Genomic DNA, 21,087 nt, shown 5'->3' with positions numbered 1-21,087 from the left:
ACTTTCTTTCATTTGTAAAATAGTACACAGAAGTATTCAAATCATACCGATTATAAGGCGTTTTATGAAATGAACTGTGTCGATTCCTTTGCTATAATTATAAAGCAAAAAGCCCAAAAGAAGAATTTGTAGGCGGATTGTAGTTTCATATCCTATGTGATAGGATATGAATTTAAAATGTGAAGTAGTTGCAACACCTTTTCAGACATATATAAATGAAATATCATCTTGTTTTTGAGCCGTGGTAGACTATGCACAAAACCTAGGGAAAACAAATGATAACCTGTATAGATTATGATTTAAAAATGTTTCATTTATATATATATTGTTTCAAGGTGTTTTTATTTTGTTGTTTTTTGATGATGCGACAGGATGTCGAAAAAACGGAATACAACTAGGGCAAAAGAGGTGATTGTATTGCTTTTCTATCTATTAGGTCTGAAAGACCCGTATACAAAAGATCATAGTAAAAGGGTAGCTATATATGCCACCATATTGGCGAAGGAGACAAAAGAATATAATTCAGATGCTCTGAACAAATTTTATCATTCCTGTTTACTACATGATATCGGGAAAATGAGAATACGAAATAAAATTTTAAATAAACCTTCTTCTCTCACGGAAGAAGAATATGATGTGATGAAGACCCATCCAGAACGAGGCATACAAGTAGTAAAACTGTTTCCTTTTCTTCCTGTTGATTCCTCCATTATTCTTTCTCACCATGAAAAGTGGGATGGAAGTGGATACCCGAACGGCTTAAAAAAACAGGAGATATCATTAAGTGCAAGAATTGTGGCGATTGCGGATGCATTTGACGCCATGACATCCACAAGGATGTATCGAAAAGCATTGGCACCAAAAGAAGCGTACAATCAGATTATAGAAGGAGCAGGTACGCAATTCGATCCAGAGTTAGTGACTATCTTTCAAAAAGTATTCACTTCTTGGATAAAAATCATTCCAATGATTGGAAAGTAAATACATTAAGAAAGACGATCTTGAACAGACTAAGGCTATTTGCTTGTAAGAATGTCTTTATAAGGAATAAAGAAGTCGATTGCTCGTGTAATGGATAGGTAAGTTTGAAACAGCATAACTCTTCGATTGTTTCAATAATAACTGGTACGACAACGATTATGTGAATAAGTAAACAAGTGAGAGGGTTATATCTCCAATATTGTGGAACCTTGTTGTGCCCCGCATGACTTTTTAAAGAGGGGATAAACACACCTTTTTAATTTTCTTATTATATTTTATATTCAATCAACTGAATAGATACCTTGGAAATCTATTTTTAAATATTTCTGAATCAGGGGGTGCTTTACTATTCAAAGCAAATTTTTGTATTAAATTAAGTAGACTCCTTTCTCTTCAGCTTATCATTCAATACCTTTTAAGATAAAAAACATGCTGTTGTTCAATGTAACATGATTCTTACTCATATATGGAGGATAAAATGGAGATAAAAGAATTTTTAACGGAAAATGAGCCGGATATAAAACGGAAAATCCAAATATTAGAGTTGATATCGAAAGAAAAAAATGGTATACCTATACTGAAATTTCACAATGTATACGTGCTTCACATAAAACAATCAAAAATGATTTAGTCCATCTAACAGAGGTTTTGCCCCCAACATGGCACATTAAGATAAAGAAAGGGTATGGAGTACAGGTGGAAATCCCATACCACGCATCTGTTCAAGAGATGATTTCTTTTTTTCTTAGAGAATCTTTGGTTTTCCAGATATTAGGTGAATTATTGCGCGATAAAACTGTAACTGTTCATCGATTAGTTGAAAAATTATATGTCCAACCGAATAAAATTGCGAAAGTTGTAAAAAAAATAGACAATGAAATCCGTCATTTGGGATTAGAAATCCGAAAAAAACCGATTAGAATAATGGGTAGTGAAGCAAAAATTCTTTATTTGTTTACGAAATTGTATACAAGTGTGTATTTAAACGGGGAATGGCCCTTTCAACAAAGCCATGAGATTATCTATACATTTATAAAAAGAATAGAAAGACAACTAAATATTCTTTTTACTGAAGATAGCAAGCATCAACTTTCTTATTTTATCGCAATTCTAGTAATAAGAAAGAAGCAAGGGTATACAGTAGAATGGATACCCCCTTTTTCAAAATTCAATCTAGATACACCGTTATATCATCATGTATCCGTATTGGTTGAAGAGACAAAACAGGATTTTCATCTCCGCTTTTCAACGTATGAAAAAATTATTTTAACCATTGTACTAAAAAGTTTAAATTACAGCTATATAGGTCCAATCCAGGAAAAAAAGCAAGAAATGCAAATCTTTCATCAACAAGAAATACAAGTGTATCGAATTGTAAAAGATTTTATACATATGTTAGATGAGCGATTCGGGTCTAGCTTTATCGAAGATGAAGAATTTATTTATACGCTCATTCTCCATTTTAGAAAGACTCTCTATTTTCTTCCTGTTTATTCTTACATTCAACCAAAAGAAGAAACAGTCCATATGTATATACAGCAAAAATATAACCAAACATTTCTTCAAGTGAAGGAAGTCTATCATACATGGGTACAAAAACATCAAATCGCTGATTATGTCCCAAATAAAGAAATCGTAAATATTGTATTACAGATCGAAGCATCCCGAATTCAAAATAAAAACACTTCAAAAAAAGTGCTAATCATTACAAAAGAACGAGATTGTTGGAAAAATTATATGATAGCTGTTTTAAAAGAAAAGTTCGGTGGAAAGATAGAATTTATATCTTTTTCTTCCGCAGAACAGATAAGAGAGAATGAGTTAGCAGAAGTGCAATGTATAGATTTTGTGATCTCGACACTCCCTTTACACTTGAAATCGAATCCAGTGATTCAGATTCAGCCTATCCTCACAGAACGAGATTTCTCTAACATCCAATATTATGTGAATCAATAACGTAATTGTATATAAAATGTCCTTTACGAATCGCTCTATACTGAGAGCGGGGGAAGGACTTTTTTTTGTTATAAACTGTCACTTATTATATCATTTATTTCTATTATATTATTATATAGATTTTTGGTATATAAATAATATTCCACCTTTAAAGCGTAATAATTGAAATAACAAAAAATGATAGAGAAGCCTATAATTAAAAATAAGCGTTATATCTATCTATTTTAAATATAACGAAATAAAGTGTTAGGAGATGATAAAAGAATATACCTATAATTGATAGTAATAAAGAGAGGAGTTGATTTATGAACCAATGGATACGATCATGTAATACACATTCAAAAAGAAGTGTTCTAGCCATAATAAGTTGGAATGGAAGATTAATGAGATGAATTTTCTGTCAATTAAAGTGAGGTGGGGAATATGTTGAAAAAAAATATTTGTACATGCTTTATTTGTGTATCTACTTTATTGTTTATACCTATCTCGGGTCAAACTACTTATGCTCACAAAAGCGAAATGGTAGATAATCCAGGTTATTCTATTAAAATCACCGATAATGTAGTGGACTTTAAAGAAGATAAAGAAAAAGCGAAAGAATGGGGGATAGAAAGAGAAAAAGAATGGAAACTAACGAATACTGAAAAAGGAAAAATGAATGATTTTTTAAGTGATAAAAACAACATAAGAACAAACTATAAAGAAATTACTTTTTCAATGGCCGGTTCATTTGAAGATGAAATGAAAGATTTAAAAGAAATTGACAAGATGTTTGAGAAAGCGAATCTCACAAATTCCATAACCACTTATAAAAATGTGGAACCAGCAATGATTGGATTTAATAAACCTTTAACTGAAGGGAATACAATTAATTCTGAATCCTATCAAAAGTTTAAAGAACAATTTTCAGGACAAGATATTAAGTTTGATAGTTATTTAGATACGCATTTAACCGCGCAGCCGGTTTCCAGTAAAGAGAGAGTCATTCTGAAGGTTACAGTGCCGAGTGGAAAAGGTACTACGACACCAACAAAAGCGGGTGTGATTTTAAGTAACAATGAGTACAAAATGCTTATTGATAATGGGTATGTACTTCACATAGAAAATATATCCAAAGTAGTGAAAAAAGGATATGAGTGTTTACAAGTTGAAGGAACATTAAAAAAGAGCCTCGACTTTAAAAATGATATCAATGCAGAAGCACATAGCTGGGGAAAGAAAAATTATGAGGACTGGGCTAAAGATCTAACGAATTCTCAAAGAGAAGCTTTAGAAGGTTACGCTAGACAAGATTATAAAGAAATTAATGATTATTTACGAAATCAAGGCGGTAGTGGAAATGAAAAACTGGATACACAAATCAAAGAGATTTCTGAGGCTTTAAAAAAGAAGCCAATCCCAGAAAATATTACTGTATATAGATGGTGTGGTATGCCGGAATTTGGTTATCAAATAAGTGATCCTTTACCTTCAATAAAAGATTTTGAAGAGAAATTTTTAAATACCATAAAAGAAGATAAAGGATATATGAGTACAAGCTTATCGAGTGAACGTCTTGCTGCCTTTGGGTCAAGAAAAATCATTTTACGATTACAAGTTCCGAAAGGAAGTACGGGCGCGTATTTAAGTGCCATTGGTGGATTTGAAAGTGAAAAAGAAATTCTTCTAGATAAAGATAGTAAATACCACATTAATAAAATAACAGAAGTCGTTATTAAAGGCGTTAAGAGATATGTAGTCGATGCGACATTAGTAACAAAATAAGGAGATGAACTAGATGAAGAAACAAATAGCAAGCGTTGTAACTTGTACGCTATTAGCCCCTATGCTTTTTAATGGAGATATGAATTCTGCTTACGCAGCTAGTCAAACAAAACAGACGCCTGTAGCTCAGGTAAACCAAGAGAAAGAAGTAGATCGAAAAGGGTTACTTGGCTATTACTTTAAAGGGAAAAATTTTAATGATCTTACTGTATTTGCACCAACGCGCGGGAATACTCTTGTATATGATCAACAAACAGCAAATACATTACTAAATCAAAAACAACAAGACTTTCAGTCTATTCGTTGGGTCGGTTTAATTCAAAGCAAAGAAACAGGTGATTTTACATTTAGCTTATCAGATGATGAACATACGATGATAGAAATCGATGGGAAAGTCATTTCTAATAATGGGAAAGAAAAACAAGTTGTCCATTTAGAAAAAGGACAGTTTGTTCCTATCAAAATAGAATATCAGGCTAATGAACCATTTAATGCGGCTAGTCAAACCTTTAAAAATCTGAAGCTTTTTAAAATAGATACTCAGCAACAGTCACATCAAATCCAACTAGATGAATTAAGAAACCCTGAATTTAATAAAAAAGAAACACAAGAATTTCTAACGAAAGCAACAAAAACAAATCTTATTACTCAAAAAGTGAAGGGTACTAGGGATGAAGACACGGATACAGATGGAGATTCTATTCCGGACATTTGGGAAGAAAATGGGTATACCATCCAAAATAAAATCGCCGTCAAATGGGATGATTCACTAGCAAGTAAAGGGTATACGAAATTTGTTTCAAACCCACTCGATACTAACACGGTTGGAGATCCTTATACAGATTATGAAAAAGCAGCAAGAGATCTAGATTTGTCCAATGCAAAAGAAACTTTTAATCCATTAGTAGCTGCATTTCCAAGCGTGAATGTCAGCATGGAAAAGGTGATATTATCTCCAAATGAAAACTTATCAAACAGCGTCGAGTCTCATTCATCTACGAATTGGTCGTATACGAATACAGAAGGAGCTTCGATAGAAGCTGGTGGAGGAGCATTAGGCCTATCTTTTGGCGTGAGTGTAAACTATCAACATTCTGAAACAGTTGCACAAGAATGGGGAACATCTACAGGAAATACTTCGCAATTTAATACAGCTTCAGCGGGGTATTTGAATGCGAATGTACGATACAACAATGTGGGAACAGGTGCCATTTATGATGTAAAGCCGACAACGAGTTTTGTATTAAATAAAGATACCGTCGCAACGATAACAGCAAAATCCAATACGACCGCCTTAAGTATCTCACCAGGACAAAGTTTTCCGAAACAAGGTCAAAATGGAATCGCGATCACATCGATGGATGATTTTAACTCACATCCGATTACATTGAATAAGCAACAGGTAGATCAACTGTTAAATAATACACCCGTTATGTTAGAAACAGATCAAACAGACGGCGTCTATAAAGTGAGAGATACACATGGTAATATTGTGACAGGAGGGACATGGAATGGTGTGACACAACAAATTGAAGCCAAAACTGCTTCTATTATCGTGGATGATGGAAAACGTGTGGCAGAGAAACGAGTGGCCGCAAAGGATTATACGTACCCAGAGGATAAAACACCAGAATTAACGTTAAAAGAAGCACTGAAGCTTTCATATCCCGATCAGATAAAAGAAGTCGATGGATTGTTGTATTTTGATGAGCAACCCATCTATGAAGCGAGTGTAATGATGTATCTGGATGAGAATACGGCAAAAGAAGTGAAGAAACAAATCAATGATACAACCGGAAAGTTCAAGGATGTCAATCAGTTATATGATGTGAAATTGACACCAAGGATGAATTTTACGATCAAAATGGCTACTCTCTATGATGGCGCGGAGCAGGGGTCATACAAGGGACCTTTAGGAGACTGGCATTCAACTGCCGTTTTTGATACAGTTTCTAATACTGGGAAACATTCATATGCCAATATTTCTAGTACGTCATATTTAGATTTATCTTCACCAGCAAAAAGTAAACTAAAGAAAAATACTAGTTACTATCTTAGTATGTATATAAAACATTATTATGGTAATTTAGAGCCTACCATTGAAGTGCAAGGTGAAAAATCTACAATAGTAAGTAAGAAAGTAAAATTAAGCAACGATGATTACCAAAAAGTTGATATCTTAATACAAAACTCAGAGAGAAATCCGATTGATAAAATATATATAAAAAACGCTTCTAATTTACATTGGGATGATGTGTTACTTACTGAAGTTGCAGCCATGAAACCAAAAGATTTTTCCAATGACGATATTAAAGCAAAGTATAGTGATTATAGTGAAAAATTAGATACCTGGAACATGCGTTTAGATAATGTAGTCTTTAAAAATATATCTCCTTTTCAAAATTATGTAACAAAGTATAGAGTAAAATATGTGGGAGCCATTCCTCAATGGTCTTTCGATAAAACATTAAATAGTTATGAATTAAAATCGGATGGAAGTCTTATGGTAAACATCTTAGAATATAATGATGGTATGGGAATAGATATAAATTCTCCATCAAAAAACGTTACTATATATGCTGTTACAGATGATGGAAGAGAAATAGAAGTTTACCATAGAGTTGGAAGTTATTCATAATAAATACATTCTTAATTCAGGTGCATTTGAAATATAACAGATTTAAAGAGGGAAATATGAATTTTAATGTTGATAATAAATAGATATTTATAAGCGTAAATTAGCCCCAATAAGCAAAATACAAAATTTAAGTAGCTGATAGAACATGAGTCCGGTATTGTACCGGGCTCATGTTCTATAGTATTTCACTCCATTTTTTATGATTATAGTAAGTGATTATTCCTCTTATTTGACGAATCATCTATAATTCAGATGATTCACTACGTATGTGGTATTTTCTTAAAATAGATACAATACATATTTTTGTGAAAAATTCGAAAAACGGTCGACCATATTCCTTTATAACGAAAGAAAATGAACAGAAGAATACATTTCTATATAAATACATTTAACTATATATAGTTAAATAAAAGTTGTTAACGTAACATGTATGCAGAATTATATTCATGTTTGGTTCATAGCACAGGTTGCAAACCATTAAAAACTTATATTATCCAATATCAATGATTTTTTAAAATCATTTTAACTATATATAAACATATTGTTATAGAAGGGTTATGGGATGAACATGGACACAATTACTATAGAGGACATCTATCAGGAGATATTAGATGGAAAAAGAAATAGATTCCCACGAAATACTTGGAATTTAGATGAAAACAATGAAATGGCTAAAAGAGTAACAAGGTATTTAGTAACAAACATTTTAAATTGGAACGAAGAAGAGATAAAACAGAATTGGAATAACACAGTAATTGCGAAATATCGATTACGTGGCGTATTGAAGCATAAATATGACAATAGTCCATATGCGATGATTAATGATCTATATCCGAATCAATTTAAAGAATGGGAATTTAGAATGACGCCGTTAAATTTTTGGACGAAAGAAAAGGCCTTACAATTATTAAAATGGATAATTGAAGAAGAAGAGAAATTATCACCCCAAAAACTCTTGCAAATTTATGGGCAAAAATGGTTAAATGAACGGCGACTAAGTGCACCTTTAAGGGTGCTCTGGGATGGAAGCCCGTATGCGATGATTAATGATTTATATCCAAATCGATTTAAAGAATGGGAATTTACTAAGGCACCTAATAAGTTTTGGACGAAAGAAAAAGCGTTACAAGCACTGAAATGGACTATTGAAAAAAAAGAAAAATTAAATCCGGATCAGTTGAAGAATATATACGAAATTAAATGGCTAGCTCAATTAGGATTGAGAGGAGCCTGTCAATTATATTGGAATGATAGTCCATATGCAATGATTAATGATTTATATCCGAATCAATTTAAAGAATGGGAATTTAAGGTGACACCTAGTGGCTTTTGGACGAGAGAGAAAGCGCTGGATGCATTACAGTGGACAATTGAAGAAAAAGAAAAGCTGACAGATAATCAATTATTTCAGCAATACACAATGAAGTGGCTAAAAAGGCATAGACTATGGACACCAGTAGTAAGATACTGGAATGGAAGTCCATACGCAATGATTAATGATTTATATCCAAATAAATATTTAAAAAGTTCATTCAGAGGATATATAAATAAATCTTAATATTATTAAACATAATTTAATTAACATGAAAACTCGAATAGTAAAGGATTTTGTTGCAAAGTTTTCTAAATGAGGCTAAACTCTAGAAAAAATCGTAAGGAGAAACACAAATGAGATACTTTAATGGGACAATAGTTCAAGAAAGATATTATTTTAATATCCGTCGGTTACTACTTTCATTTTTCTTTAAGTTATCATGATGTCTCTGAATTTTTAAAAGAACATAGAATCTCAGTTCACCCAACAACCATCATGCGCTGGGTTCATGAATACGGAAACCTTAGCCATCAAATTTGGAAGAAAAAATAAAAGAATACAAGTATCTTAGAAATTGGATAAGACATATATAAAAGTCAAAGGAGAATGGCGTTATCTCAATAGAGCAATCGATAAAAATGGGCACACATTGGATATTCAACTTCGCAAAAAAAAATCATCAAGCGACATATGCCTTTATGAAAAGACTAGTGAAAACATTTCGAGGACCAACGGTTCTTTACAATTGCTACATTTTTTTGTATAGCTCTATCAATTTATTTTATGACTAAGGGAGGGATGTCAGATTACTTAGCTGTTTCCATTATGTATGCTGGATTACTTTTTGCTTCAGTGGCAGATAAAGAAAATAGGGTTTCATCAACAAAAAGTCATTCTCAACTAACTAATATCTTAGCGCAACAAAGAATTGAAATTGATGAGCTGAAAAAGATGCTAATTCAAATTGAAGAACAAACACGTCATATAAATAAATCAGAAGTTCATGCAATATATATTAATACTGACACAATAGAAGATAGATATATGGAATTCAAGCAAAACAAGAGTAACTCTAAATAAAATACATCTTTACTTAGTATAAATCTACATACTCTTATTTATAGTATGTAGATTTATACTAATATTTGAAAAAGCTATTTCATTTTGAACTGCACCCCAATTGTTAGACACAGTCTAACAATTGAAGGTGCAGTTTTTTGTATGACAAAATTTACGAAGGAGTCAAAGTTAAAGTTCGTCCAAAGATTTAATCCAAAAACAATTTCTCAAACAGAATATGCAAAACAGATGCATATTACAAAGGCACAATTTCAATACTGGTTGCGCTTATACGAACTCCATGGAGAAGAAGGTTTACACGAGGTCTATACAAATTACACCGTAGAGTTTAAACTAGACGTACTAAATTTTATGGCTCAATCGGGTATATCGTTAATGGATACAGCGGCTATATTCATGATTCCTTCTTTTACAACGGTTTATCAATGGAAGAAGCAATTTGAAGTAGGTGGCTTAGATGCCCTTGAACCAAAGAAAAAGGGGCGTCCATCCATGAAAAATAAAAACACAAAACATGATACGAAAAAAATTCCGGCAGAAGGTTCAGTTGAAGCGTTACAAGCTGAATTAGAACGCTTACGTATGGAAAATGCGTATTTAAAAAAGTTGAATGCCTTAGTTCAAAACAAGGAAAAATCACCAAACAAGACAAGGCACAAGTAGTCTATGAATTAAGGCGTGAGTTTCAAGTGAAAGAATTAGTACAGTTAGCGGGTATCCCTCGAAGCACCTATTATTTTTATGTAAAACAAATGGATAGAATTGATCCAGATGCCGATTTAAAAATAGAAATTAAAGCGATTTATGATGAACACGAAGGTCGTTATGGATATCGTCGTATTCGTGATGAATTAGCCAATCGTAATCAAATAGTGAATCATAAAAAAGTGCAACGAATTATGAAAGAGTTAGGTTTAAAATGCCTTATACGTATGAAAAAATATAAATCTTATAAAGGAACAGTTGGTAAAATTGCACCCCATATTTTAGAACGTAAATTTACGGCAAATACGCCAAATGAAAAATGGGTAACCGATATTACGGAATTTAAATTATTCGGCGAGAAACTGTATGTATCACCTGTATTAGACTTGTATAATGGTGAAATCATTACCTATACAATTGGCTCTAGACCGACGTATTCACTTGTTTCAGAAATGTTAGAGACAGCATTAGAAGGTTTACCTGAAAATCACCAACTACTGATGCATTCAGATCAAGGGTGGCATTATCAAATGAAACAGTACCGTCACGCATTACAAGAAAGAGGTATCGTACAAAGTATGTCTCGTAAAGGCAACTGTTATGACAACGCAGTAATGGAGAATTTCTTTGGAATCATGAAGTCTGAGTTTCTCTACATAAAAGAGTTTGAAAGTGTAGAGCACTTCAAAATAGAATTAGAAAAATATATAGATTATTATAATACAAAACGGATAAAGGCAAAATTAAAAATGAGCCCGGTGCAATACCGGACTCACTTTTATCAAGCTGCCTAATGAAATAACCGTGTCTAACTTTTAGGGGTCACTTCATTTAGAAATAGCTTTTTCAAATATCCTCATCAATTGTTTCTTCTAGTTGACGTTTTTCTAAACGCTCAATAGCCTCCCGGCGTTTGGAATCATCAATATTTGTATACAAAGATGTTGTTTCCATTGAATTATGTCCCATTTGGTTTGCTAACAAAACAAGATCCTTGTTTTCATTATAATGATTAGTTGCGTATGTATGGCGCAACTTGTGAGGGCTCTTTTTTTCGTCAAATGCTCTAGTATATTTCTCTGTAAGTTTTTGTATTGCATTAACAGAAATTTGCGCATATGAGCCTTTATAATTCGTTACAAATAGAATATCTTCATCATCAGGACACTTATAACGGACAGCACGTACTTTAAGATATTCTTGAACATCATCAAGGGCTGTTTGTGTTGCTAAAATAGATGATTTTTTATCTCCTTTGCGTACGACTTTAATATAACGAGTACGCAAATTAATACTTGAAATAGTTAAACTAGCTGCTTCTGAGACTCGAAGGCCTGTACCTAAGATTAAACTTAGAATTGCAATATCACGCTCTCTATCACGTTTAAAGAATCTTAATTTACCAGGAGCGTTTTCTTGCAGCATTTGCTCATATTCATTAGATAAAAAGCGCATAAATTTAATATCATCATTATTGTGGAAAATAACTTCTGAAATTTCTTTTGCTCTCGCTGCAGCGTCAATTTTTTCCTTATGAATTTCCATTTTGGCCATAACATTTCTATAAAAGTAACATTCTCCATTATCATCCTCAGTATTGCTTGTTAGGTAGTTAAATAATGACTTTAGAGCCGAAAATGTCCGTATAACTGCCTTGGTTTTATTACCTTGTCTCTCTAAATAACTTTTAAACCTTTTTACTTGTTTAAGAGGGAGGTGCTCCAATGTTTCAATTGGTACCTCATGTATTCTCGTTACAACTTCACCATCTGCTGTAGCAAGACGAGAGGAGATCAACCATTGTAAAAACATTTCATATTCAATTAAATATCCATACAAAGTAGCAGGGGAGAGGTTCGTTTTCTCCTCAATATATTCAATAATATACCAGGGCATTTTTTCTTTATGACGTTCTACACGTGCTTGATACACTTGTTTTTCTCGATTACTCAATTTTTTCACCTCAAACTTCAAAACAGTACATTGACTTTTTATAATCATTGTACTGTTTTGTCTGAATTTGTCTAATTTTACATTAAATACAATTTTAATTGATAGTCATATGAAAGTAACTTAAAATTGAAATCCCATTTAAATAAACTTTAAAAGGCATTAATTTATTACATAAATATCTCTAGATGTTGCATTGTCTTTTTCACATGATTATTTTTAAATACGTGTTTTTTACGTTCATTCCAACTATGGATATAATTTATAATCTTATCAAAATCCATTATTGAATTATTTCCGTATTTGATAGACCAATGGACAGTAGCTAGAAGTTCCATACCATACGGAGTTTCAAATCCTTCTATTAAATTTTTTACCTCTTGAAGCCTTTTTAAAGATTTTTTGTCATTAGAAATAAATTCTTTAGCTTCTAATATTGCATCTTCAAACAAGTTAATTTCAGATTTAGAATTTCGATCACCGTAACCACGAATATAATGTCCTTCCAAACGAATTAAAACGTGATTTAAGTTTTCTGCATACGGACCATATATATTTTTTACAAAGTTTAAACGTAGAGGCTCGCCACACTCTTGTAAAAAATAAGCTAATTTCTGTATTTCGAGGAGCGAAAGGTGATATCCCGGAGCTCTATATTGCTCCATTAATAATAGTAAAAGAGCTCTTGCTTTTGTCATTTTTGGCTTAGTTGTACCTATTTTCATGCTATATGAATCTGGATGTCCAGAAGGTTCATATAGATAAACTGCAGTATTTAAATCCTCTAATGACTTTATAATTAAGGGCTTTACTTCACTCCAATCCAAGCCCCCATTACCACATCCAAGAGGAGGTAGGGCGATGGATTTTATATTATAATTAATAATCTCATTTCTTAAAGAGGTAAGTCCACTCTTAATATCTTCAATTCTCGATTTATTCTTCCAGTGTCTTTTAGTCGGAAAGTTTATAATATATTCTGGTGACCCTAAAAGGTGTGTTTTATATATAAACATTTTCCCAGGCTGAACCTGATTAATTTTACATGCTTTCTGATAAGCGTTAAAATTATCAGGGAATGCTTGCTTAAATTGAAGGGCGATACCTTTTCCCATTACACCGACTGTGTTAACTGTATTCACCAAAGCTTGTGCATCAGCTTCTAACAAATTTCCTTTTGTTATTTTAATCATTTTCTGCCACCACCTTAATAATACCAATTAGACCTTAATTCAATCGGTAAAGAAACATTATGTACAGTTAATATTTTTTCAATTTCTTCCTTATATTTTTGACTATAAACTGCTATTCCTATAATACAATCAAGCGGGACATATTGATAAACAAGAAATTCTGCCATTCTTCTACGCTTTCTATCATTGTCTTCAATCGTGTCATGCCAATATTTACTCTTCATTATATCCCAATCAACATTGTGCAATTCTTTAAGATCATTGTAATACTCAGTGAAATGCATTATCCCATGCCCATCAGTAAAACAAAAAGGAACCCCATTTTGCTTAATTTTTTGCGCTGACGATACAAGATAAATAAGAGGCTCTTGTCCCTCAGTATATTGTATAACATTACCTTTATAAATACTGTACAACATAGGTGATTTAGGAGCAAAATAGAATGGAACATAATTATGCAATGTTCCAAAAGGTTCTACTGGAACTGAGTAAGAAGCTCGTCTATTTTGTATTTCATTATTAGCAATATTACAATATGTTTGTCCATTATTCATGATGTTAGAGACACAGACGAGACCATTTGAAGATAATATTTTTGATAAATTCCTATAATGAGTCATATGATATATAAATGTGTTTGAATGCATTAAGTACCTCACAATATAACGTTTAATTTTTATGTATATTATAACACAACTTAATTATCAATTAAACACGGTTTTAATGTAAAATTAATATTGGTAGAATAATTCTCCTTTTCATTACTAGTTGTATGAAGAAATAAAAATAGATCCTTTTTAGACAGGAAAGTGGCTACTTCTATTCAAATCTTATCCCTATTAAAAAATTAAGTTTATTTATTATGTCTTGGACATTTACACATATGTGGTTTGAATTTTAATATTTAATTCCTCGAGAAATTAATATTTAATCATAACAAAGCCCCCCCTAGGGAATGCCTTTGTTTAAATTCATTTTTTATTTGAAGACTGACTGTTTCCGCAGCTCTCTTCAATTGGACCAAGCTATATTCATTTTGCAGAAGATTTCTTCCACCATTTATAAATAAGCACCTTCATACCCAGATGTTCCATATAAATATTGCTTGACTAACCGTAAGAAAAGCAATATTTATAAATGTTTAACTTAGAATATAAATACAAAACAACTATTTAAGGTTCTGTAAACATTGAAAGTTGCAATTTTTTTAAAGGACATCTAACGGTATTGTCTTAATGATTACCCTATTAAGACTAAATATATAAATTTAAATTCGATTTTTTTCATGATTTGTTACTATCTTCTCAACTGTAATATTAACAAAGTATAATTAAAGTCATTACTTCACACATCTTTCAACTTAAAATTTGTACGTTCCCAAATTTTTTTGTTAACTAATTACAAAAAATTATACTTATTCATTTTGGTAATGACTTGTTTTCTCAACTTTATGATAGTGTACAATAATCTCTATGAGGTATTGATTATTCACACATTCTCCTTATTCCCTTTTTTATGATAAAATATGTGAGATTTAGTTATAAAAATCACTTTTCTTTAAATACTTATACAAACTCCCACTATCACAATCCAAAATTTTAGAAATTTGATAGTAAGACATACCTTGTTCTCTCATAACCACTGCTCTACGACAATGTTCCTTCCACTTTTCCCTTCTTTTTATTTTATCGTTTGCTTCTTTTTCAAACAACTTAATTCCTAACTGGTATATTTCTTTCCCAATTTCACATTTATTTATACAATATTTATAACTCTTTCCATAAAAATCACATTTTTTACAATGGTAATCTTGTAAATCTAAAATTTTTATTCTCTTTTCTTTTGCTTGCATATTTTTAACTCCTGAATATATAGCATTTAGTTTTTTATAAAATCTATTGAAGAAAAACCTAAAGTAATTCGAAACAATTGGTAGGTGCTATCTTATCATTATTAGCCATAAAAATTCCCTCTTTAGTAGCTATGCAAGTGTTTAACACCAACAAATATTTCGGTTGGATGTTTTTAAAATTCCCGCATTAAATACAGAAGATGTAAGATTATTTTATAAAGTCTAAATTGTAACACCTTCCCCGTTGTGAATAGAAGCTGCAGCAGAACGAGACCGAGCTAATTAGGAACAGTGTGAATAAATGAATTTTTCAACGTAAACTATCCTTCAATAGACCTAAATCATACATATTGTCAACTAAACTTTCAACCAATGAGCAGTTCTTCCCTTTGAAACTAACTTTATTTGACCTAATACGTGTAGATTAGCCAATGCTTTATTAATAGTACTCTTAGATATATCTGGATATATATCACGGATATTCTCCTTAGTAAAAGTTTGATTTTGTTTGAGAACAAAATTTTGAATACGTTCAAATTTTGTATGCTTGTATATGGAATCTAAAATTGTATCATACAAATCTTGAAAGGCCTCTAAAATAATAATTAAAAGCGTTTGTAGCCAAAAGCTAGTATTATGTTCATTATAGTACCAATTAACAGATGATTTATAAAGTGAATCATAGTATTCTACTTCATTCTTCTCAAAATATTTATCTAAGCAAATATACTTCACAAATGTATTTCCACTTTTTCTTAATAATAATTTTATTAGCATGAGCGCTAGTTTTTCATTTCCTTGGTTAAAAGGAACTATGCAGTAAAAATTCAGCATAAAACGCGCTATCAATATTAGTGAGTGAATCTCTTTACTACTAATTAAACAATTATATTGATTACATAATTGTTCCATAGTCTGTGGAATAAGTGTATGCGGTAGGGGGCGGTAACAAATAGTAGGAATTCCGTTTTCCGGAGTTCCTAGGATGGAAAGTGGTTTCTTACGCCATTTTGCAGTATCAGAGGTAATATAATTAAATAATTGGAAATGTAATTCTAGTATGGTATCTGGATTTACCGATAATGTACAAGTTTTTTTTTGTATTAAGGAAAGTGCTCGATGATAACAAAAAACTGAATCTTCAATGACAGTTTGAGGTACAGCATCATAGAATAATAATTCCTTTAACCTTATATTTGTAACTTTCTTCCTCACATAAATATCATTAAAATTTTTTACGTATTGACAGGATATACTCTCCTCTAAATCCTGAAATATATGAGGCAATTGTTCTTGATACGCGACTAATTTCCCTTTGTATTCACTTATTTCACTTATTAAGTTCATTAACTTTCTATTAGACTCATTATTATTGTAATTATCTTTGAAAAAATCCCTCATTTCATCCCTCCTAACAAACAAGTAACACGTTTTGACATAAAATTATTTATTGTACAAATCCTTATGTGAAAGCTATAAATATTAATCACCCTAAATACAACAACTCCCGCCCTGTTTACAATTTAATAGAGACTATTTTTACAGAATAAAATCTCATTTACTCTTTAATAATTTATATATTACTTTTATTCATTATTAATCAAATCAATAAAGGTAATAACAAAATAGTATTTATAGATAAAATAAGAATATTTTATATCAACAAATCTTAACAATACATTTGTTGATATATTTAATCAGTTAATTTAAGCTATTTTACGTTGTGATTATATCAAAATTAAAAGGGAAATACATTTCAAAAAATGCTTTATACACGGAATTATTTGAATGTAACCTGTTAATTAGTCAAGTAGGTATAATGTACATTTATTTTCAAATATATTATGATAATACTTTCCTCACAAAACTAAGTATCTACTAGTGAAATTGTAGGGAAATATAATAGACCAAAAAACTCAAGATATCAAAGATGTTAATTAAATATATGATTTAATCTACGTAAAGAATCGCATCGATATTAAAATTATAAGTTTAATAAACCTATAAATATAAAGATTTCATTATACAATCCGTTTCGAATATTTATGAGATTAATAAAATGACAATCGTTTACATAATAATATGTTAATAAAGTAATTAAGAGAGAGTAAATCCCCTAAATTCTTTCAAAATGGGACAGTAAAAAATGCAATCTTTATGTGCTTTACTTGACCTTGGAAATGTCATACATCAAAATAACAGGAGATACTTATGGAATTCAAAATACCTATGTTGGAAAGCAAGATTTCTCCTCGCAATTTGTCATATAAAGATTTAAATTAACTCAAGTTCATAAACGTAGGAAACAAAATTCTATTGAGAAAAGAATATAGGATTACATACTTCGAAAAAATTAAACGTTTAACAGAAATTAATGTTTATAGTACCAAAATTCCATTAGGATTTATTCCAATGGGACATGTTCACAAGATTTATTCTCTACGTTGGCAAGTAAATTTTGTATTTAAAACATGAATCTCTCTTTTAGGTATCAATTATTATCATAATGTTTAGCAAGTGCGTCTAGAATGTTATCTTTATAGACAGTGAACCGCTATTTCACTTTGTTTTTCTACAATGTTCAAAATACGACAGCTGGTATTACAGAAAAAACAAAAAGAATTAAACAATTTTTTTGATTTAAGATCACCTGTACTTAGTACATGAAGTTTTGAATCCCCCCCACTTATTGACCTTACGGTCTGATTGAAGTGGGAGATTCTTGGGAATAGAGCGTACTTATTGACCAAGCTATCCCCGTGGATTCCTACGGTTCTATGATTTTTCAAACCAAGGCTAATGTTCGTAAGCCCTCGGTTTCTGGTGATCTGATTTATTTTGTTAAAAGACTATGATTCAACTCAAGACATCTTCAATTTGTTTGAATTACTAGACATCCACTCGCTTTCCTATGTATTGGCGGAAGAATTCTATTTGTTCATTGTTAAGTATCGTTGCTTCTTTTTTTCTAAAGTCTAGATGGAATACATGACCGCTTGTTTTGTCTTCATGGCCATATTCTTTGTAAATATAATGAATCCCTGCAGATTTTAATTTACTAAGGAAAACAGGTTGAATCCCAACCACTCTATCATTAACACTACAAGTCACGAAAGAAGGAGGAAAAGATGACGTAATGTTTGACTGGAAATCCATTTCCTTTTCATATTTGTGAAATTCCTTTCCAAGGTAGTCCTTCATCAAAGCATTTAAAAGATTCCTGTACCATTTTTTCGTATCGTTGTTTTTTAATCTATCCAGAGGATCATACATTCCGTGATTTAATCCCATTGCCTTTATTTTTATATTTGGCATTTTGAAGTCAAAAAGTTTTGCATAATTTGAATTAGTAATGATTGCTGCATACTGACTTGCTATCTGTGCTCCTGCTGAATCACCTACAATGAACAAATTATTTAAGTCCATATGAAACTTTGTAGAATTGTTCTTTACCCAATGAAATACTGAATTTACATCTTCCAGAGCTGCTGGGAATGTATTCTTTGGTGCAAGACGGTAATTGAAGTTTACTACCGTAAACCCGTACTGGGCTAAATTCATGCAGTAGAATTGATAAGCCTCTTTATTCCCATACACCCAACCGCCACCATGAATCGATATAATTAATGGCAAAAGTTTTTCCGTATCCTTTGGATAATACACATCAAGCAAATGTTCTTCACTTATATTTCCATAATAATTAAGGTTGTCAAATCTTTCGATATTTTCTGGAGTAGTTAACCCTCTATCCCTTTTAGCATCCCCCTTTTTGAATAATATATTTAATACAGTAGATGTTAATGACATATCGACACACCTCTTTTATTGAAATAAGAATTTCTTAATGGATAAATGGAATAGGGAATGATCATATTTCCCTTACGATAGCTTTCTATATAATGAAGTGCTAGATACATTTGAAATTTGACAAGTTTGAATCAAAGTTATATTTCTTCGTATAGTTTTCACTGTATAATTCATTTCTACTTAATTTTTATGATATTTCTGCATAATATTTACTCACCCCAATGCCCATTAAATTTAGAATTTTATAACACTCCGTAACAAAAAAATGAAAGTTTCTCTTGGAGATACGATTTTTCGTTTGGGGGTATTAGCTTTTCTTATCTTGATGGTGATGTGGAGGGGATCTATTAATGAAATTTATCTAATGAATAAAATTTAACTATATAATAATAATAATAATAATAATAATAAGTATACTTTACTGTTTCTACAAAGGAGTATAGCCATGTCTAAAAATAAAAACAGCTTCGAAGAGATTAAAAATCAAACTGAGGATACAATCCAAACAAGTAACTTACAAGAACTTAACAATAAAGTGAACTATCCGCCACTTAACGTCCTAACGGACTGTTTGAAGTGGGGGCTACTCGGTTAATCATTACTTTTGATAGCTAACGAATTTGTCCTTAGACAGCCGAGCTAACACCCTTGTTCCAAAGGTTTCTTTATTGCTATTTATCCTAATGCTAATAGGCGTATTGCTTCATTTTTGATATTGATAGCTGCGTTATAATCACTATCGAGATTTACACCGCATATACACGAATAGATTCGTTCAGACAAAGTTATATTTCCACAATTGCTACATGTTTTGGTGGAAAGAAACCATTATTCTATTTCCACAAGTTGTTTTCCTTGTTCGTTTAATTTATAAGCTAAGAAAGAAGTGAACATATCCCATCCATTATCAGTGACACCTTTTCCGAAATGAAGTGCTTGCGACATTCCTTTCATGTTTAGATCTTCAATAGCTACGACATCAAAATGATCAGCTAACTTTTTAGACTCATGATGAAGGAAATTCTTACGTTGGTTAGCTACTTTCTCATGTAACTAAGCTATACGAATACGTTGTTTATGCCAACGCTCAGAACCTTTATTGCGCCTTGATAATATTCGTTGTACCTTTGCTAATCGTTCTAACATGTTACGATAGAACTTAGGATAATTGACTTTCTCATCCTCGGAACTAACGTATAATCTATCCTTCGCAAAGTCTAACCCCACTACTGTTTCTACTTCTTTTCGTACAATCTCTTTTTCATATTCAGTCAAGATGGACACATAGTATTTACCAGTAGGTGTCAAAGAAATTGTACATGACTTGTTTCTATAATCTTGTGGTATCTCTCTATGTTGTTTGATACGTACCATTTTCAGTTTTGGTAATTTGATATGACCATTCAGCAACATGATATTTCCGTTTACTACATTCGATGTATAAGATTTTCTGTCTTTTTTACTTTTGAATGTTGGAAAGTCATTATGACCACTAAAGAAATTCTTATAGGCAGTTTGCAAGTTTAGTTGAGCATTTGCCAAAGCTAATGAATCCACTTCTTTTAACCACTCAAATTCTGCTTTATATTTCGCGGGAGTTGGAGGCTTTTGTTTCTTTAGTTGCTCCTTATCATCTTTGTATTTTTCATCCGCTTCTTTTCGTTCAGCTAACATTCTATTATACACAAAAAGTACACAACCTAAGGTTTTACGCATAAGATATGCTTGTTCTTCTGTTGGATGCAAACGGAATTTAAATGCTTTATTGTGCTTTGTCATCTCATCTACTTTCCATATTATTCCTTCTGGATGATGAACACTCGTATTAAAACAAAAAAACACCTCC

Annotated in this window: 13 protein-coding genes and 3 pseudogenes; 9 read left to right on the top strand and 7 right to left on the bottom strand. The window is 31.5% G+C overall.

Annotated elements, in window-relative coordinates; genetic code table 11:
* Positions 1–372 precede the first annotated feature (372 nt).
* The 8 genes and pseudogenes from MHB52_RS35155 to MHB52_RS35120 all read left to right on the top strand — a co-directional run bounded on the left by MHB52_RS35155 (position 373) and on the right by MHB52_RS35120 (position 11,233).
* Positions 373–981, top strand: coding sequence for an HD domain-containing phosphohydrolase (locus tag MHB52_RS35155; protein WP_080451567.1), 609 nt, complete (start codon positions 373–375; stop codon positions 979–981).
* Between the two features lie 729 nt (positions 982–1,710).
* Positions 1,711–2,937, top strand: coding sequence for a helix-turn-helix domain-containing protein (locus MHB52_RS35150; RefSeq protein WP_340769259.1), 1,227 nt, complete (start codon positions 1,711–1,713; stop codon positions 2,935–2,937).
* 423 nt (positions 2,938–3,360) lie between these two features.
* On the top strand, positions 3,361–4,701 hold the full coding sequence (locus tag MHB52_RS35145) for an ADP-ribosyltransferase (protein ID WP_061663305.1): 1,341 nt from the start codon (positions 3,361–3,363) through the stop codon (positions 4,699–4,701).
* Between the two features lie 13 nt (positions 4,702–4,714).
* Positions 4,715–7,339 carry a binary toxin-like calcium binding domain-containing protein gene (locus MHB52_RS35140; protein WP_061663306.1) on the top strand — a complete coding sequence of 875 codons (2,625 nt, stop codon included), beginning with the start codon at positions 4,715–4,717 and terminating at the stop codon, positions 7,337–7,339.
* A 562-nt stretch (positions 7,340–7,901) separates the two neighbouring features.
* Entirely contained in the window at positions 7,902–8,897 is a 996-nt protein-coding gene (locus tag MHB52_RS35135; protein WP_340769171.1) for a DUF4046 domain-containing protein, read from the top strand.
* Between the two features lie 110 nt (positions 8,898–9,007).
* Positions 9,008–9,394: pseudogene (locus MHB52_RS35130) on the top strand (IS6 family transposase); the annotation flags it as partial.
* A 58-nt stretch (positions 9,395–9,452) separates the two neighbouring features.
* Positions 9,453–9,734, top strand: coding sequence for a hypothetical protein (locus MHB52_RS35125; protein ID WP_061663095.1), 282 nt, complete (start codon positions 9,453–9,455; stop codon positions 9,732–9,734).
* A gap of 141 nt (positions 9,735–9,875) precedes the next feature.
* Positions 9,876–11,233, top strand: a protein-coding gene (locus MHB52_RS35120) for an IS3 family transposase (protein WP_140159033.1) whose coding sequence is annotated in 2 segments (ribosomal slippage) — positions 9,876–10,332 and positions 10,332–11,233 — 1,359 coding nt in all. Because the reading frame shifts where the segments join, the coding sequence is not laid out codon by codon here.
* 52 nt (positions 11,234–11,285) lie between these two features.
* On the opposite strand, the gene xerS is transcribed toward MHB52_RS35120, so the two are convergent.
* From xerS to MHB52_RS35095, 5 genes are all read right to left on the bottom strand, one after another.
* Positions 11,286–12,392 carry a tyrosine recombinase XerS gene (gene xerS / locus MHB52_RS35115; protein WP_061663092.1) on the bottom strand — a complete coding sequence of 369 codons (1,107 nt, stop codon included), beginning with the start codon at positions 12,390–12,392 and terminating at the stop codon, positions 11,286–11,288.
* A gap of 167 nt (positions 12,393–12,559) precedes the next feature.
* A complete protein-coding gene (gene darG, locus MHB52_RS35110) occupies positions 12,560–13,582 on the bottom strand; it encodes a type II toxin-antitoxin system antitoxin DNA ADP-ribosyl glycohydrolase DarG (protein ID WP_061663091.1) in 1,023 nt (340 codons plus the stop codon).
* A 14-nt stretch (positions 13,583–13,596) separates the two neighbouring features.
* A complete protein-coding gene (gene darT, locus MHB52_RS35105) occupies positions 13,597–14,229 on the bottom strand; it encodes a type II toxin-antitoxin system toxin DNA ADP-ribosyl transferase DarT (protein ID WP_061663090.1) in 633 nt (210 codons plus the stop codon).
* An 887-nt stretch (positions 14,230–15,116) separates the two neighbouring features.
* Entirely contained in the window at positions 15,117–15,434 is a 318-nt protein-coding gene (locus tag MHB52_RS35100) for a zinc-finger domain-containing protein (protein ID WP_061663089.1), read from the bottom strand.
* Positions 15,435–15,791: 357 nt separating this feature from the next.
* Positions 15,792–16,835, bottom strand: coding sequence for a Fic family protein (locus MHB52_RS35095; RefSeq protein WP_061663088.1), 1,044 nt, complete (start codon positions 16,833–16,835; stop codon positions 15,792–15,794).
* Positions 16,836–17,537: 702 nt separating this feature from the next.
* Here MHB52_RS35095 and MHB52_RS36925 point away from each other — a divergent pair.
* Positions 17,538–18,108: pseudogene (locus tag MHB52_RS36925) on the top strand (IS4 family transposase); the annotation flags it as partial.
* 215 nt (positions 18,109–18,323) lie between these two features.
* Here MHB52_RS36925 and MHB52_RS35090 read toward each other — a convergent pair.
* Positions 18,324–19,241, bottom strand: a complete 918-nt coding sequence (locus MHB52_RS35090) for an alpha/beta hydrolase (RefSeq protein WP_061663087.1) — start codon at positions 19,239–19,241, stop codon at positions 18,324–18,326.
* A gap of 675 nt (positions 19,242–19,916) precedes the next feature.
* Positions 19,917–21,020, bottom strand: a pseudogene (locus MHB52_RS35085) (RNA-guided endonuclease TnpB family protein).
* Positions 21,021–21,087 lie beyond the last annotated feature (67 nt).

Source organism: Bacillus sp. FSL K6-0073, from assembly GCF_038006085.1.
Lineage (GTDB): Bacteria > Bacillota > Bacilli > Bacillales > Bacillaceae_G > Bacillus_A > Bacillus_A cereus.
This window is presented reverse-complemented; position numbering and strand designations above follow the sequence as displayed.

Coding starts and splice junctions, on each gene's coding strand:
- MHB52_RS35090 (WP_061663087.1), bottom strand. CDS start 19,241: ATGTCATTAACATCTACTGTATTAAATATATTATTCAAAAAGGGGGAT.
- darG (WP_061663091.1), bottom strand. CDS start 13,582: ATGATTAAAATAACAAAAGGAAATTTGTTAGAAGCTGATGCACAAGCT.
- MHB52_RS35155 (WP_080451567.1), top strand. CDS start 373: ATGTCGAAAAAACGGAATACAACTAGGGCAAAAGAGGTGATTGTATTG.
- MHB52_RS35140 (WP_061663306.1), top strand. CDS start 4,715: ATGAAGAAACAAATAGCAAGCGTTGTAACTTGTACGCTATTAGCCCCT.
- MHB52_RS35100 (WP_061663089.1), bottom strand. CDS start 15,434: ATGCAAGCAAAAGAAAAGAGAATAAAAATTTTAGATTTACAAGATTAC.
- MHB52_RS35150 (WP_340769259.1), top strand. CDS start 1,711: ATGATTTCTTTTTTTCTTAGAGAATCTTTGGTTTTCCAGATATTAGGT.
- MHB52_RS35145 (WP_061663305.1), top strand. CDS start 3,361: ATGTTGAAAAAAAATATTTGTACATGCTTTATTTGTGTATCTACTTTA.
- MHB52_RS35135 (WP_340769171.1), top strand. CDS start 7,902: ATGAACATGGACACAATTACTATAGAGGACATCTATCAGGAGATATTA.
- MHB52_RS35095 (WP_061663088.1), bottom strand. CDS start 16,835: ATGAGGGATTTTTTCAAAGATAATTACAATAATAATGAGTCTAATAGA.
- MHB52_RS35125 (WP_061663095.1), top strand. CDS start 9,453: ATGTCAGATTACTTAGCTGTTTCCATTATGTATGCTGGATTACTTTTT.
- darT (WP_061663090.1), bottom strand. CDS start 14,229: ATGCATTCAAACACATTTATATATCATATGACTCATTATAGGAATTTA.